We start from the raw sequence: 13158 nt of genomic DNA on the forward strand, positions 1-13158 counted from the left end.
GGGACTTTTTATTAAGCCTAAGCCTTTCATTTCAAAGTACCAAGGCAGCTTCGCTTCGCCTAAGATAAAGCTGACCAGTGGCTCAAGGAGTAACAAGATGAAAAAAAGACTATTCCCCCTGGTGTTGATGCTGGCAGCAGGCCTGACCCAGGCGGGCGAGCTGCGGCTGAGGGGGTATGATGGCTATCCCTACAACGGCACCCCGGACAGCGACCACCCGGGCTTCTTCATCGAAGCCGCCAAGGCCATCTTCGCCCAGCACCAGACCGACGTCAGCTACAACGTCGTGCCCTGGAACGCCATGATCTCCGGTGCCGACAGGGGCGTCTACGACTGCCTGCTGGGCATACACCCCACAGAGGCCCCGGAACTCAACTTCACCCGGGATCCCTGGACTGTGATGTCCCCCCACCTCTACGTGCGCCCCACCGACCCCATGAAGTACGAAGATCTCAACAGCTTCGGCATGCGCCGGGTGGCAGTGATCAAGGACTCGCGCATGGAGGCGGCCCTGAAGCCCCTGGCCACCCTCAAGCCCAAGCCCAAGCAGCTGATCCTGGTGCCGGAAGCCGATGGCATGGATGAGCTGGTGCGCCGGCTGCGCATGGGCGAGGTGGACGTCATCGCCGCCCCCGAAGCCACCATGGCCCAGTACATCAAGGCGCACGGCCTGGAGAAAGCCATCCGTGACGTGGGCCACTTCGCCGACCCAGTGCCGCTTTATGTGGCCTGTTCCAACAAGGAAGGGGACGCCAACCTCGTCACCTGGCTCAACCAAGGCCGCCTGGAGCTGATCAAGACAGGCCAGTGGCAGGAGTTGAAGAAAAAATACGACGTCGAATAAAAAAAGGGCCGCTACAGCGGCCCTTTTTCATGGCATCCAGCTCAGGCGTTGCACTGAACGTTGGTGCTCTCGAAGATCTTGTCGGCGCTGGCGGCCACGAAGCCGGTGTACAGCTCGCCGTTGGCCAGGGGATAGCGCAGGGCGAACTCGTAGAAGCAGCTGGGGATGGCGAAGTCGCCGTCGCTGAAGTGGACGCTGGCCTTGTCCGCCATGGTGGAGGACTGCTCCAGGCAGACTTCGGGGCTGCCCTTGATCTCGCCGCCTGAGCTGTTCAGCACGAAACCGGCATCCTTGAGGGCCTGGTTGACGGCCTGGATGGTCTCGAAGTTCTTCAGGTGGTTGATGGACACCGTGAAGTGGTTGGCGCGGTAGCCGTAGGCCGCCATCCAGGCCGCGTACTCGCTCTCTTCCAGCAGCTTGAGGTAGTCCTCATGGGAAACCTGCCACTGGGTGCCGGAGTAGAGGAAGTTGTCGGCGGTCACGCTGGCCTCGTCCACCTGATCCACCATCTTATTGACCAGGGCCTGCAGCTCGGGGCTGCACTTTTCCACCAGCAGCTCGGAGATGAACACCTTGGGCTGGGTGGCGTCGGGGTGCTCGAAGTGCTTGGCGTAGAGCTTCTTGGCCTCGAAGTGGTATTCACCCTTCTGCTCGTAGCCCAGGGCCAGGAAGTGGGCGGCCAGCTTCTCCAGGCCTACCTTGGGCAGGTTGAAGGTACGGAAGGCGATATGGTCGTTGATGATGTCGTCGCCCTGCTCGGAGCTGGCCAGCAGCTGGTGCACCTTGGCGGCGCTGGGAGTGACCTCGAGATAGTTCTTCCAGAGGTTGTCAAAAAGGGTATTGATGTCCTTGTGCATAAAAACCTCGCGTGATTGTAAGGACGGCAGCCAAAAGGCTGCCGTCATGCTGTCTCTTACAGGCTCAGGCCTGGGGCCAGGCTGGCCGGCATGCTGACGGCTTCGGCCTCGACGCTGGCCACCGGGTAGGCACAGTAGTCGGCGGCGTAGTAAGCGCTGGGCCTGTGGTTGCCGGAGGCACCGATACCGCCGAAGGGGGCGGCACCTGAGGCACCGGTGGTCTGCTTGTTCCAGTTGACGATGCCAGCGCGGATACGACGGAAGAAATACTCCCAGTCGGCGCGGCTGTCGGACAGCAGGCCAGCGGACAGGCCGTAGCGGGTAGCGTTGGCCTGGGCTATGGCGGCGTCGAAGTCGTCATAGCGCACCAGCTGGACCAGGGGCCCGAAGTATTCTTCATCAGGCAGCTGGGCTATTGCCGTGACATCGATCAAACCCGGGCTCACAAAACCGCTGCCGGCTTTGAGATGCTTGAGTTCCACCAGCACCTTGCCACCCAGTTCCACCAGCTTCTGCTGGGCCGCCACCATGCCGAGGGCCGCCCTTTCGGAGATCAGCGGGCCCATGAAGGGCTGTTCGGCGTCGAACTGGCCACCGACCTTGATGGCCGCCACGGCCTTGGTGAGTTCGGCCACCAGGGCGTCGCCCTGCGCGCCCTTGGGCACGAAGAGGCGCCTGGCACAGGTGCAGCGCTGGCCGGAAGAGATGTAGCCGGATTGCAGTATCTCGTGCACGGCGCCCTTGATCTCGGCCACCTCGCGGACGATCAGCGGGTTGTTGCCGCCCATCTCCAGGGCCAGGATCTTCTCGGGCTGGCCGCCGAACTGCTTGTGCAGTATGTGGCCGGTGTTGGAAGAGCCGGTGAAGAAGAGGCCGTCGAGGCCGGTGTGGCCGGCCAGGGCCTTGCCGGTTTCCACTTCACCCTGCACCAGGTTGATGACGCCAGCGGGCAGGCCGGCCTTTTCCCACAGCTTGAGGGTTTCCTCTGCCGTCTTGGGGGTCAGCTCGGACGGCTTGAACACTACAGTGTTGCCGGCGATAAGGGCGGGCACCATGTGGCCGTTGGGCAGGTGGCCCGGGAAGTTGTAGGGGCCGAACACCGCCACCACGCCGTGGGGCTTGTGGCGGATGAAGGCCTTGGCGCCGGCGGCGTCGTTCTCCACCAGGCCGGTACGCTCGGCGTGGGCGCGGGTGGAGATGGCGATCTTGCCGATCATGGCCGCCACTTCGGTCTTGGTTTCCCAGAAAGGCTTGCCGGTCTCTTCGGCGATGGTGTGGGCCAGGGCTTCCTGGTTGGCTTTGAGCTGCTCACCGAAGGCGGTGATGATGGCCAGGCGCTCTTCCAGGCTCATGTCGGCCCAGGCCACGAAGGCACCGCGAGCGGCTTTGATGGCGGCGTCCACCTGGGCCGGGCTGGCGCTGCGGCCTTCCCAGATCACGGAGCCGTCGGCGGGGTTATGGGATTGAAAGGGCTGGCCTTCGCCGGCCAGCCACTGGCCGTTGATGAATTGGTTCATGCCTTACTCCTTCTCGAATGCAATGGCGCGCACCCAGTCACCGGACTTGACGCCCAGGGCGTCGGCGGTGGCCTGGTCCAGCACCAAGTCGCCCTTGCGGTGCAGGGCGCTGGCCAGGGTGCAGCGGAAATTCTGAATGTCGGTGTTGGACACCATGGTCTTGACGCCGTCGCTGGTATCGCCGATCAGCACCTGCACCCGCTCGCTCTCGCGGATGGCCTTGATATGGTCGATGTCGCACTCGACGGTGGGGCCGGCATCGAAGATGTCCACGTAACCGCGCCAGCGGAAGCCCTCTGTGGTGAGCAGCTTGAGGGCCGGCCTGGTCTTGTCATGGACCTCGCCTATGACGCCCTGGGCCGCCTTGGGCAGCATGGCCACGTAGACGGGGTGGCGGGGCATCAGCTCGGCGATGAAGGTCTTCTTGCCAAGGCCGGACAGGTAGTCAGCCTGGGGGAATTCCATGTCGAAGAAGTGTTCTTCGAGCCAGGCCCAGAAGGGGGAATGACCCTGCTCGTCGGACACACCGCGCATCTCGGCGATGATGATGTCGGCGAAGCGGTCGCGGAACTCGGCCAGGAACAGGAAGCGGCACTTGGACAACAAGCGGCCGTTATGGCCCTGGCGATGGCTTTCGCTCAAGAAGAGGGTGCAAAGCTCGGACACCCCAGAGTAGTCGTTACACAGGCTCAGGGTCTTGTGCTCTTTATGCACGCCGAGGCCGGGGGAAGAGTGCACGGCACTGCCCAGGTGGTAGTGCCAGAAGGCGTCAGACTGCCCTACCCTGGCCTCCAGGGCCGTGGTACCCACCACTTCCCCGGTGTCGGTGTCTTCCATGACCAGCAGGTAGCCTTGCTCACCGCTTTGGCACTCATCGTCGCCCAGGGCGAAAGAGGCTTCGGAATAGGCGATCTTGGCCGCCAGCCGCTCTTCGTTGACGGGCAAGGAGGTAAAGCCGACGCCGGATTCCTCGGCGATGCGCAGCAGGGCGCCCAGATCTCGGCTGGCGATGGGACGAATGACCAGCATAGATGGCTCCTTAAATTGAGATTTGAGTCACAAGGGCGGCCCGCAGGCCGCCCAAGTCGGCTCAGGCGCCGACCACTTTGGCGACGGCGCGCTCGAAACGGGCCATGCCTTCCTTGATGTCTTCTTCACTGATCACCAGGGAGGGGGCGAAACGGACCACGTCCATGCCGGCCACCAGCACCATCAGCTGCTCGTCGACGGCGGCGTTCAGGAAGTCGCGGGCACGGCCTTTGAAGTCGTCGCTCAGCACGGCGCCCAGCAGCATGCCCATGCCACGGACTTCCTTAAAGACCTTGTACTTGGCATTGATGGCGTCCAGGTGCTCACGGAACCAGGCTTCACGCTGTTTGACACCGTCCAGCACGGCGGGGGTGTTGACCACGTCCAGGGCCGCTTCGGCCACGGCGCAGGCCAGGGGGTTGCCGCCGTAGGTGGAACCGTGGGTGCCCACTTTCAGGCTGGCGGCAATGGCGGCTGTGGTCAGCATGGCGCCGATGGGGAAGCCGCCGCCCAAGGACTTGGCGGAGGTCAGGATGTCAGGGGTCACGCCGTACTTCTGGTAGGCGTAGAGGTGGCCGGTACGGCCGACGCCGGTCTGCACTTCGTCGAAGATCAGCAGGGCGTTGTGCTTGTCACAGAGGGCGCGCACGCCTTCGATGAAGGCCTGGTCGGCGGGGATGATGCCGCCTTCGCCCTGCATGGGTTCCATGACCACGGCGCAGGTCTTGTCGCTCATCAGCGCTTCCAGGGCGGCCAGGTCGTTGAAATCCAGGTGGTCGATGGCGCCGGGCTTGGGACCGAAGCCGTCGGAGTAGGCGGCTTGGCCGCCGACGGTCACGGTGAAGAAGGTACGGCCGTGGAAGCTCTTGTTGAAGGCGATGATCTGGTCCTTGCCTTCGCCATGGTGGTCCAGGGCGTAGCGGCGGGCCAGCTTGAAGGCGGCCTCGTTGGCTTCGGCACCGGAGTTGGCGAAGTAGACGCGGTCGGCGAAGGTGGCGTCGGTGAGCTTCTTGGCCAGGCGCAGGGCCGGCTCGTTGGTCATGGTGTTGGACAGGTGCCAGAGCTTCTCACCCTGTTCCTTGAGGGCGGACACCAGGGCCGGGTGGCAGTGACCCAGGACGTTGACGGCGATACCACCGGCAAAATCCACGTATTCCTTACCTTGCTGGTCCCAGACACGGGTGCCCAGGCCGCGCACCGGGATGATGGCGGCAGGGTTGTAGTTGGGGACCATGACTTCGTCGAAAGTGGCACGGCTGACTGACATATGCTCTGACATGGTTAGTTTCTCCAATGGGTTGGGCGTGCAGGGGCGGACTAGGACCGGACTGAAAGACCAGCACGCCAATGACGGCAGACGCCTTTATGTTTGAACTGGCCGGGCACTGCCTGTGCCCATCTTACCGTTAGATGTACTGTGGGACTGATTGTCGCAAAAAACTTTGCTTATCAAAGATAATGAAACATTGGCGGGGTTAATTCGATAACAGGACGGTAAAAATGCGTTTGCAAAGTCCTTGACTAGACTGATGAAAACCCTTGGAGGATAAGCAAATGAACCACCCCCTGGTGCCCCTTTTGGGGCGCATATTGTTGGCCGCCATCTTCATCCTTTCCGGCTTCGGCAAGATAACCGCCTACGCCGGCACCCAGGGCTATATGGAACACATGGGCCTGCCCGGCTCCATGCTGCCACTGGTGATACTGCTGGAGCTGGGCGGCGGCATTTTGCTGGTACTGGGCTACTTCACCCGCTGGACAGCCCTGGCTTTGGCCCTGTTCTCCATCGCCACGGCCCTTATCTTCCACAGCGGTGGCGATCAAACCCAGCAGATCATGTTCCTCAAGAACCTGGCCATGGCCGGCGGTTTCCTGATGCTGATGGCCCATGGCGCCGGCCCATGGAGCCTGGACGCCAAAAGGCAGAAGGATTAGAGGGCCAGGAAGTTGGCCAGCAGCTGGTGGCCAGCTTCGGTCAGTATGGCTTCGGGATGGAACTGCACCCCGTGTAGGGCCCAGTCGCCATGGCGAAAGCCCATGATGAGCCCCTCTTCCGTCCAGGCGTTGACCTCCAGCTCGGCAGGCAGGCCCTGCCTTTCCACCAGCAAGGAATGGTAACGGGTGACGGTGAGGGGTTCGGGCAAGCCCTCGAAGAGGCCGCTGCCGTCATGGCGGATGGCGCTGGTCTTGCCATGCATCACCTGGGGTGCCCGCACCACCTTGCCTCCCAGGGCCTGGGCCATGGCCTGGTGCCCAAGGCAGACCCCCAGCATCGGCAACCTGCCCTTGAAATGATCGATGGCGGCCAGGGAAATGCCGGCCTGGTCGGGGCTGCAGGGGCCAGGGGAGATCACCAGGTGCGACGGCGTCAGCGCCGCTATGTCCGCCAGGTCCAGCTCGTCATTACGCTTGACCAGCACCTCCTGCCCCAGCTCCTGAAAATACTGGACCAGGTTGAAGGTGAAGGAGTCGTAGTTGTCGATGACCAGCAGCATTTATATGGCAACCAATTGATAATAAAGAGATGGATGGCGAGTTCGCCGGTTTGACACCTTCAGGTTCTGCATCGGCCCCGGACGACTCGCTAAGAACCCCTCGTTTCAGGAGCGGCGCTATTGTCGCCGATGCGGCCGAGCTAATGAAGGGGTTGTTGATGCTGATCTGGCCAAACGCCCGGGGCCTGGCCGTTACAGCCAGTGCGTTCTACTTACCACAGCGGGCTTTCGCCCCAACCCTAGCAGTGACCATTAGCAGGAACACTTCGCCGGCACGGCCAAGCATGCCGCCCTCTTCGCATAATTTTCAAACAAAGTCTTGATGTTTCTTTGACCACCTGCTTTTATTGACTGACTGGTCAGTCAATAAAAGAAAAACATGGCACCCAAGATAGTGGACAAGGCAGCCCGGCGGGCTGCAATCACCCAGGCGGCATCCGAGGTCTTTGCCCAGAAGGGTTTCCAGGGCACCTCGGTGGATGACATAGCCCGGGCGGCCGGGGTCAGCAAGGGCTCGCTGTACGGGTACTTCAAGAACAAGGAAGACATCTTCTACGCCACCTTCCAGGCCTATCAGGCCGAGCTGATGGGCCAATGTGAAGCGGCCATGGCCGCCCAAGAAACCATGGGGGGCAGGCTCAATGCCTGCCTGATGGTGACGGTGTTGTCATTGCAGGAGCACATAGTGCTCTTTCCCCTGACGCTGGAGCTGTGGGCGGCGGCCAGTTCCGGCCCGGCCAGGGGGAGCTTCGGCCAGATCATGGAGGGGATGTATCGCGAGTTTCGCGCCATGACGGCCGGGCTGATCCAGGCCGGCCAGGCCAATGGCGAGTTCAGGGAAGACGCCGATGCCGACGCCGCCGCCGCCTGGCTGGTGGGGGGCATCGACGGCCTGATGTTGCAGTACTGGTTCGACAGGAGCCTGGACGTCAAACGACTGACCGAACATTTCCTGGCCATGGTGCTAAGGGGTATCGGAACAGAAGGAGGAGCCAAGTGAGGGAAATACGAAAAGGGATGCTCGTGGCAGCTTGTTGCCTGCTGTGCCAGGTGTCGGCGCTGGCGGCACTGCCCATGCCACTGCCCAAGAGCGACGGGCCGGATCCGACGGCGCTGATCAAAGAGACCTTGGACAACTGGCGCGGTAACTCTTCCTACACCAAGGTGACCATGACGGTGCACAGGCCCAGCTGGGAGAGGACCATGGCCATGTCGTCCTGGACCCGGGGCGAGGACGACTCGCTGGTGCGTTTCACGGCGCCGGCCAAGGATGCGGGCAACGCCACCCTCAAGCTGGGCGACGACATGTGGATCTTCAACCCCAAGCTGAATCAGATCATCAAGCTGCCGGCCAGCATGATGGCCCAGTCCTGGATGGGGTCCGATTTCTCCTACAACGACCTGGCCAAGGCCAACGACATCCTCACCCAATATAGCCACCGCATAGTCCGCATCAGCCAGCAGGACGGCCACCAGGTTTACGACATCGAGGCCCTGCCCAAGCCCAATGCGGCCACTGTCTGGGGCAAGCAACTGGTGCGCGTCCGCGACGACGGCGTGCTGCTCGGCGAGCAATATTTCGACCAGGACATGCAGCCGGTCAAGGTGATGGAGACCATCCAGGTCGGGGAGCTTGGCGGCCGCCAATACCCGGTGGCGATGACCATGCACCAGGCCGGCGCCGACGACAGCTGGACGAAGGTAGAGTATCTGCAGGCCAGCTTCGATGTCGCCATTCCAGGCGCCCTCCTGACCAAGTCCAACCTGCGCAACCCCCGCCACTACGAACTCAAGGGGCAAGACTGATGCTTCTCTCCCTGGCCTGGCGGAACCTGTGGCGCCAACCCCGCCGCACGGCGCTAAACCTGCTCAGCATCGCCTTCGCGTCCACGGTGATGGTGTTTCTGCTGTCTTTTCAGCTCGGCACCTACGCCACCATGAAGGAAAACCTGCTGCGTATCCTCGACGGCTTCGCCCAGGTTCAGCCCCAGGGCTATCAGGCCGACCCGGATCTGAAGAAGCGCATCCAAGACCCGGAGCAGCTGATGGCCGGGCTGAAGAAGCAATTTGCCGGGGTCGCCATGGCGCCGCGCGCCACCACCTTCGCCATCCTGTCCCTGGGGGAAAAGAGCGTCGGCGCCGCCCTGATGGGGGTGGACCCGGCCAGGGAAGTCCAGGTCACAAGGCTGCACAGCAGCATGGTTCAGGGGCGCTACCTCGAAGCCGGCGACAGCGATGCCATAGTCCTCGGCAGCTCCCTTGCCCGCAACCTCGGGGTCAAGGCAGGGGATAGCCTGACCCTGCTCGGCGAAGGCCTGGACGGCAGCATCGCCGCCGATGTGCTGGAGGTGGTGGGGATCTTCTCCACCGGCACCGCGGACATCGACCGGCAGTTCTCGCAGATGCCCTTAAGGCGCTTCCAAAGCACCTTCGCCATGGGCAAGGCGGTGAACCTCGTCGCCTTGTCCGGCCCCAGCCTGGCGGCCATCAACCAGGCCCTGCCGGCCCTCGTCAAGGCCTTGCAGGGCCAAGGGCTGGCGGTGCAGCCCTGGCAGGCCCTGGAGCCGGGCATGGACGGGGCCATCAGCCTGGATCTCAACACCTCACTGATGTGGTACGTAAGCCTGGTGATAGTGGTGGTCTTTATCGTCCTCAACACCCTGTTGATGTCGGTGCTGGAGCGCACCAGGGAATTCGGGGTGTTGCTGGCCATCGGCATGGGGCCGGGCAGGATAGGGGCCATGATCTGGCTCGAACTGATGTTGCTGGCCTTCTTCGGCCTGGCGCTAGGCATCGCCATCGGCGGCGCCATCACCCTGGTGACGGGCCACTACGGCATGTCGATGCCAGGGGCCGAGGCCATCTTTTCCCAGTGGGGGCTGCCCGGCAAGTTGTACCCCAGGTTAAGCCTGCTGAGCCTCAGCGCCGGCCCCGGCGCCATGGCGCTCTGTATTTTCCTTTCCGGGTTCATTCCCTATCTCAAAGTACGCAGGCTGGCGCCTGTGGATGCCATGAGGGCGGCCTGATGCGTGTTTTATTGATCCTCTTTCCCTTCGCCTGGCGCAACCTGTGGCGCAACTGGCGGCGCACCCTGATCACCTTGCTGGTGGTCAGCATCGGCGTCTGGTCCATCCTCACCTTTAACGCGCTGATCCGGGCCTGGTCAGACAGCTCCCTCAAGGGCAGCCTGAAAAACATGACGGCCCAGATCCAGCTCCATGCCCCCGGCTATCTGGACGACCCGGACATGAGGCACAGTTTCACGCCAGCGGCGGCCTTGCTCGCCAGGCTCGATGGCCCTGACATCAGCCACTGGGCGCCGCGGGTGCGCATCCCGGCCATAGTGCAGAGCGAATACAAGACCCTTCCCATCAGCCTGGTGGGGATAGAGCCGGCAAGAGAAGCGGGGCTGTCCTTCATCGCCGATTGCCCCCTGCAGGGCGCCCGGCTCCTAGGCGACAAAGACCCCGGCGTGCTCATCGGCCGCCACCTGGCCGAACGGCTCAAGACCCGTCTCGGCAAGCGCCTGGTGGTCATGGCCAACGACGCCGAGGGCAAGTTGCAGGAACGGGGCGTGGTCATCAAGGGTATTTATGCTGCTTCCCAGCCCCTGGAGGACAGCCTGCTGTTCATCGGCCTTGAGCAGGCCCAGCATTTCGCCCATGCCGGGGGCCAAATCTCGGAGATCGCCCTGATGACCAGGGAGCCGCCGGGCATGGCCTCTGTCCTGGCAAAACTGAAGGCTGCGGCGCCTGCGCTGGATATCCAGGGCTGGGATACATTGGAACCCATGACCAAGGGCATACACGACCTCACCCAGGGCTTTATCTATGTGTGGCTGTGGGTGATGTTCGTGCTGATCGCCATAGGCGTGGTCAACACCCAGCTGATGGCCGTCTTTGAGCGCACCCGGGAGTTCGGGTTGCTGCAGGCCCTGGGCTTCAGGCCCAGCTGGATCATGCTGGAAGTGCTGCTGGAGGCGGTGCAGATCATCGGTTTCGGTGTGCTCCTGGGGGCCATCTCCGCCTACCTGACCGTCTACGCCTTGAAAGACGGCATCTCCTTGGAGGGTCTGTCGGCCGGGGCCGACTTCCTGGGCATAGAACGGGTGCTCTATCCGCGCCTCGAGCTCAAGGAATTCGTGACCACTGTTCTGGTGGTCTGGGGCCTTGGCGTGCTCACCGCCCTGTGGCCGGCCCGTAGGGCGACCCGTTTCAACGCCATCGAAGCCATGCGCTCAACCTGAGGGACAACAATGAACGCCATCTTGCAATGTAAACAGCTGACCAAGCGCTACCATCAGGGCGAGACGACGGTGGAAGCCCTGCGCGGCGTGGATCTGTGCTTCGACAAGGGGGAGTTCGTGTCCATCTCCGGCCCCTCTGGTTCGGGGAAAAGCACCCTGCTGCACATCATCGGCAGCCTGGAGCAGCCTTCGGCGGGGGAAGTGATCCTCGACGGCACGCCTTTGTTCGAGGAAAGCAAACAGCAGCTTGCCGACCTGCGCCTCAACCGCATCGGCTTCGTGTTCCAGGCCTATAACCTGATCCCGGTACTGACGGCCGCCGAAAATATCGAATTTATCCTGCAGTTGCAGGGTGTGGACGCCACCAGCCGCAGGGCACGCTCTTCCGAGCTCTTGGAGCAGGTCGGCCTGGCCGGCCTCGGTGACCGCAAGCCCGGCCAGCTTTCCGGCGGCCAGCAGCAGCGGGTGGCGGTGGCCAGGGCCCTGGCCAACCATCCGGCCATAGTGCTGGCGGACGAGCCCACCGCCAACCTCGACTCGAAAAACTCCGACGAGCTCCTGGCCTTGATGTCCAGGCTCAATGAAGAGTCCAAGGTGACCATCATAGTCGCCACCCACGATCCCAAGGTGATAGCCCACACCAAAAGGCACATAGTGCTCACCGACGGGCTGATCGAAAGCGACCAGAGCAAGGCGGCCTGATGCGCAGCTGGTTTTTCCTGTCGCTGCTCTGTTTTGCCGCCCAGGGTGCGGATCTCGGCGGCAGGGTGAAAGTCGGCGGCGACTGGCAGGATGGCGGCAGCCAGAGCCTGGATGAAGCCCTGGGCCACAAGACCAGCGCCGAGACGAGTGCCCAGCTCAGGCTGGCCCTGGCCCAGAGCCTGGGCAACTGGGCCTTCAAGGCGGCCTGGCAGCTCGACGGCAGCCAGGGCAGCGCCGTGGCATTGGCCAAGGACAAGGCCGCCGCCTTTCCCGAGCTTGCCCAGGGGAGCGACGACAGCCTCTGGGACCTGCAACAAGGTTGGCGGGCAGGACACGACAGCCAGTACCAGCAGCGCTGGGACAGGCTCAACCTCGGTTATTCGGGCCAAAATTTGGTAATGAGGTTGGGCAGGCAGGCGCTGACCTGGGGTGCGGGGCAGGTGTTCCACCCCATGGATCTGGTCAACCCCTTCCAGCCGGTGCAACTGGATACGGCCTACAAGCGCGGCACCGACCTGGCCTATGGCCAGTGGCTTTTCGACGGCGGCGCCGACCTGCAAGTTGCCCTGGTCCCCCATAAGAACAGGGATGGCTTCGACGCCGACGGCGGCAAGCCTACCCAGGCCCTCTTCGCCAGTATCCCTGGAGAGAAGCTGCAATGGACCCTGCTGGCGGCCAGCGACAGAGGCGACCCCACTTTCGGGGCGGGCGCCAGCGGCCCCTTTGGGGAAAACATCTGGAACCTGGAGCTGGTCAGTACCGGGCTAAGGCAGGGGGGCCATGCCCGTTCCCTGCTGTTCAACCTGACCCGGGCCGGCATCATCTGGCAGGGGGACTACACCGCTTTTGTCGAGTATTACCACAACGGCTTCGGCCAACCCCGGCGCCATTACAGCCTGGCGGAACTGGCCCCTTCCCTGGCGGTGCGGCTCAGGCGCGGGCAGCAATTCGTGACGGCCAGGGATTACCTGGCCCTGGGGGGCACCTGGCAGTGGACCCCCCTGGTGCAGCTGATGCCAAGCCTGATCCTCAACCTCAAGGATGCCAGCGCCCTGTTCGACACCCAGCTCAGCTGGTCCCTGAGCGACAACCTGACCTTCAAGGCCGACCTGCGCCTGCCCATGGGCAACAAGGGCACAGAGTTCGGCGGCCTGCCCCTGCTCCAGGACCAAGCCCCCTACCTGACCCAACCCAGGCAGCTGCAAGTCCAACTTGAGCTGTATTTCTAGTTGGCGAACGGCAAGGAAGAATAGAGATGCAATAGGAGTAACGGGTTCCCCGGCAGCAGCTGCAGTGGTAACAAGGCGTGTCCTGCGCAGATACCAACTCAGAACGCGGGCGGGTCATCCGGCGACTCCTTCGGCCAAGGGGATCCTATAAGCCTAGAACCCCATATCACAGCGTCAACTGAAGATGGGTGTCCTTTTTATTTTCTTTTTTATTTTCTCTTTTTATTTTCTTTATTAAT

General features: G+C 62.7%; 13 protein-coding genes. 8 read left to right on the forward strand and 5 right to left on the reverse strand.

Going from position 1 to position 13158, the window contains the following annotated elements; all coding sequences use genetic code 11:
* The first annotated feature begins 97 nt into the window (after window positions 1-97).
* On the forward strand, window positions 98-844 hold the full coding sequence (locus PVT67_RS16485; RefSeq protein WP_301495543.1) for a substrate-binding periplasmic protein: 747 nt from the start codon (window positions 98-100) through the stop codon (window positions 842-844).
* Between the two features lie 41 nt (window positions 845-885).
* Here the strand turns inward: PVT67_RS16485 and PVT67_RS16490 are convergent, their stop codons facing one another.
* The 4 genes from PVT67_RS16490 to PVT67_RS16505 form a co-directional block, all read right to left on the reverse strand.
* The gene (locus PVT67_RS16490) at window positions 886-1701 is read right to left on the reverse strand and encodes a DUF1338 domain-containing protein (RefSeq protein WP_301495545.1); all 816 of its coding nucleotides are present in this window, start codon (window positions 1699-1701) and stop codon (window positions 886-888) included.
* 56 nt (window positions 1702-1757) lie between these two features.
* Window positions 1758-3218 (reverse strand): succinylglutamate-semialdehyde dehydrogenase, encoded by a 1461-nt coding sequence (astD, locus tag PVT67_RS16495; protein WP_301495547.1) that lies wholly within the window; start codon window positions 3216-3218, stop codon window positions 1758-1760.
* Window positions 3219-3221: 3 nt separating this feature from the next.
* On the reverse strand, window positions 3222-4247 hold the full coding sequence (gene astA, locus PVT67_RS16500) for an arginine N-succinyltransferase (RefSeq protein ID WP_301495549.1): 1026 nt from the start codon (window positions 4245-4247) through the stop codon (window positions 3222-3224).
* 61 nt (window positions 4248-4308) lie between these two features.
* Window positions 4309-5526 (reverse strand): aspartate aminotransferase family protein, encoded by a 1218-nt coding sequence (locus tag PVT67_RS16505; protein WP_336407770.1) that lies wholly within the window; start codon window positions 5524-5526, stop codon window positions 4309-4311.
* Window positions 5527-5801: 275 nt separating this feature from the next.
* Between PVT67_RS16505 and PVT67_RS16510 the strand changes: the two genes are divergently transcribed.
* The gene (locus tag PVT67_RS16510) at window positions 5802-6182 is read left to right on the forward strand and encodes a DoxX family protein (RefSeq protein ID WP_301495554.1); all 381 of its coding nucleotides are present in this window, start codon (window positions 5802-5804) and stop codon (window positions 6180-6182) included.
* On the opposite strand, the gene PVT67_RS16515 is transcribed toward PVT67_RS16510, so the two are convergent.
* A complete protein-coding gene (locus PVT67_RS16515; protein WP_301495556.1) occupies window positions 6179-6742 on the reverse strand; it encodes an anthranilate synthase component II in 564 nt (187 codons plus the stop codon). The genes PVT67_RS16510 and PVT67_RS16515 overlap by 4 nt on opposite strands.
* A gap of 379 nt (window positions 6743-7121) precedes the next feature.
* On the opposite strand from PVT67_RS16515, the gene PVT67_RS16520 reads away from it, so the two are divergent.
* The 6 genes from PVT67_RS16520 to PVT67_RS16545 are packed head-to-tail and all read left to right on the forward strand — an operon-like array spanning window position 7122 to window position 12919.
* Window positions 7122-7742, forward strand: a complete 621-nt coding sequence (locus PVT67_RS16520; RefSeq protein WP_301495558.1) for a TetR/AcrR family transcriptional regulator — start codon at window positions 7122-7124, stop codon at window positions 7740-7742.
* 23 nt (window positions 7743-7765) lie between these two features.
* Window positions 7766-8548, forward strand: coding sequence for an outer membrane lipoprotein-sorting protein (locus tag PVT67_RS16525; protein WP_301495560.1), 783 nt, complete (start codon window positions 7766-7768; stop codon window positions 8546-8548).
* Entirely contained in the window at window positions 8548-9768 is a 1221-nt protein-coding gene (locus PVT67_RS16530; protein WP_301495561.1) for an ABC transporter permease, read from the forward strand. Before PVT67_RS16525 ends, PVT67_RS16530 begins: the two co-directional genes overlap by 1 nt.
* Window positions 9768-10988: an ABC transporter permease gene (locus PVT67_RS16535; RefSeq protein WP_301495562.1), complete on the forward strand. Its 1221-nt coding sequence runs from the start codon at window positions 9768-9770 to the stop codon at window positions 10986-10988. Before PVT67_RS16530 ends, PVT67_RS16535 begins: the two co-directional genes overlap by 1 nt.
* Window positions 10989-10997: 9 nt before the next feature.
* Window positions 10998-11690 carry an ABC transporter ATP-binding protein gene (locus PVT67_RS16540; protein ID WP_301495563.1) on the forward strand — a complete coding sequence of 231 codons (693 nt, stop codon included), beginning with the start codon at window positions 10998-11000 and terminating at the stop codon, window positions 11688-11690.
* Window positions 11690-12919 (forward strand): hypothetical protein, encoded by a 1230-nt coding sequence (locus PVT67_RS16545; protein ID WP_301495565.1) that lies wholly within the window; start codon window positions 11690-11692, stop codon window positions 12917-12919. Before PVT67_RS16540 ends, PVT67_RS16545 begins: the two co-directional genes overlap by 1 nt.
* Window positions 12920-13158 lie beyond the last annotated feature (239 nt).

This window comes from Gallaecimonas kandeliae, assembly GCF_030450055.1.
GTDB lineage: Bacteria > Pseudomonadota > Gammaproteobacteria > Enterobacterales > Gallaecimonadaceae > Gallaecimonas > Gallaecimonas kandeliae.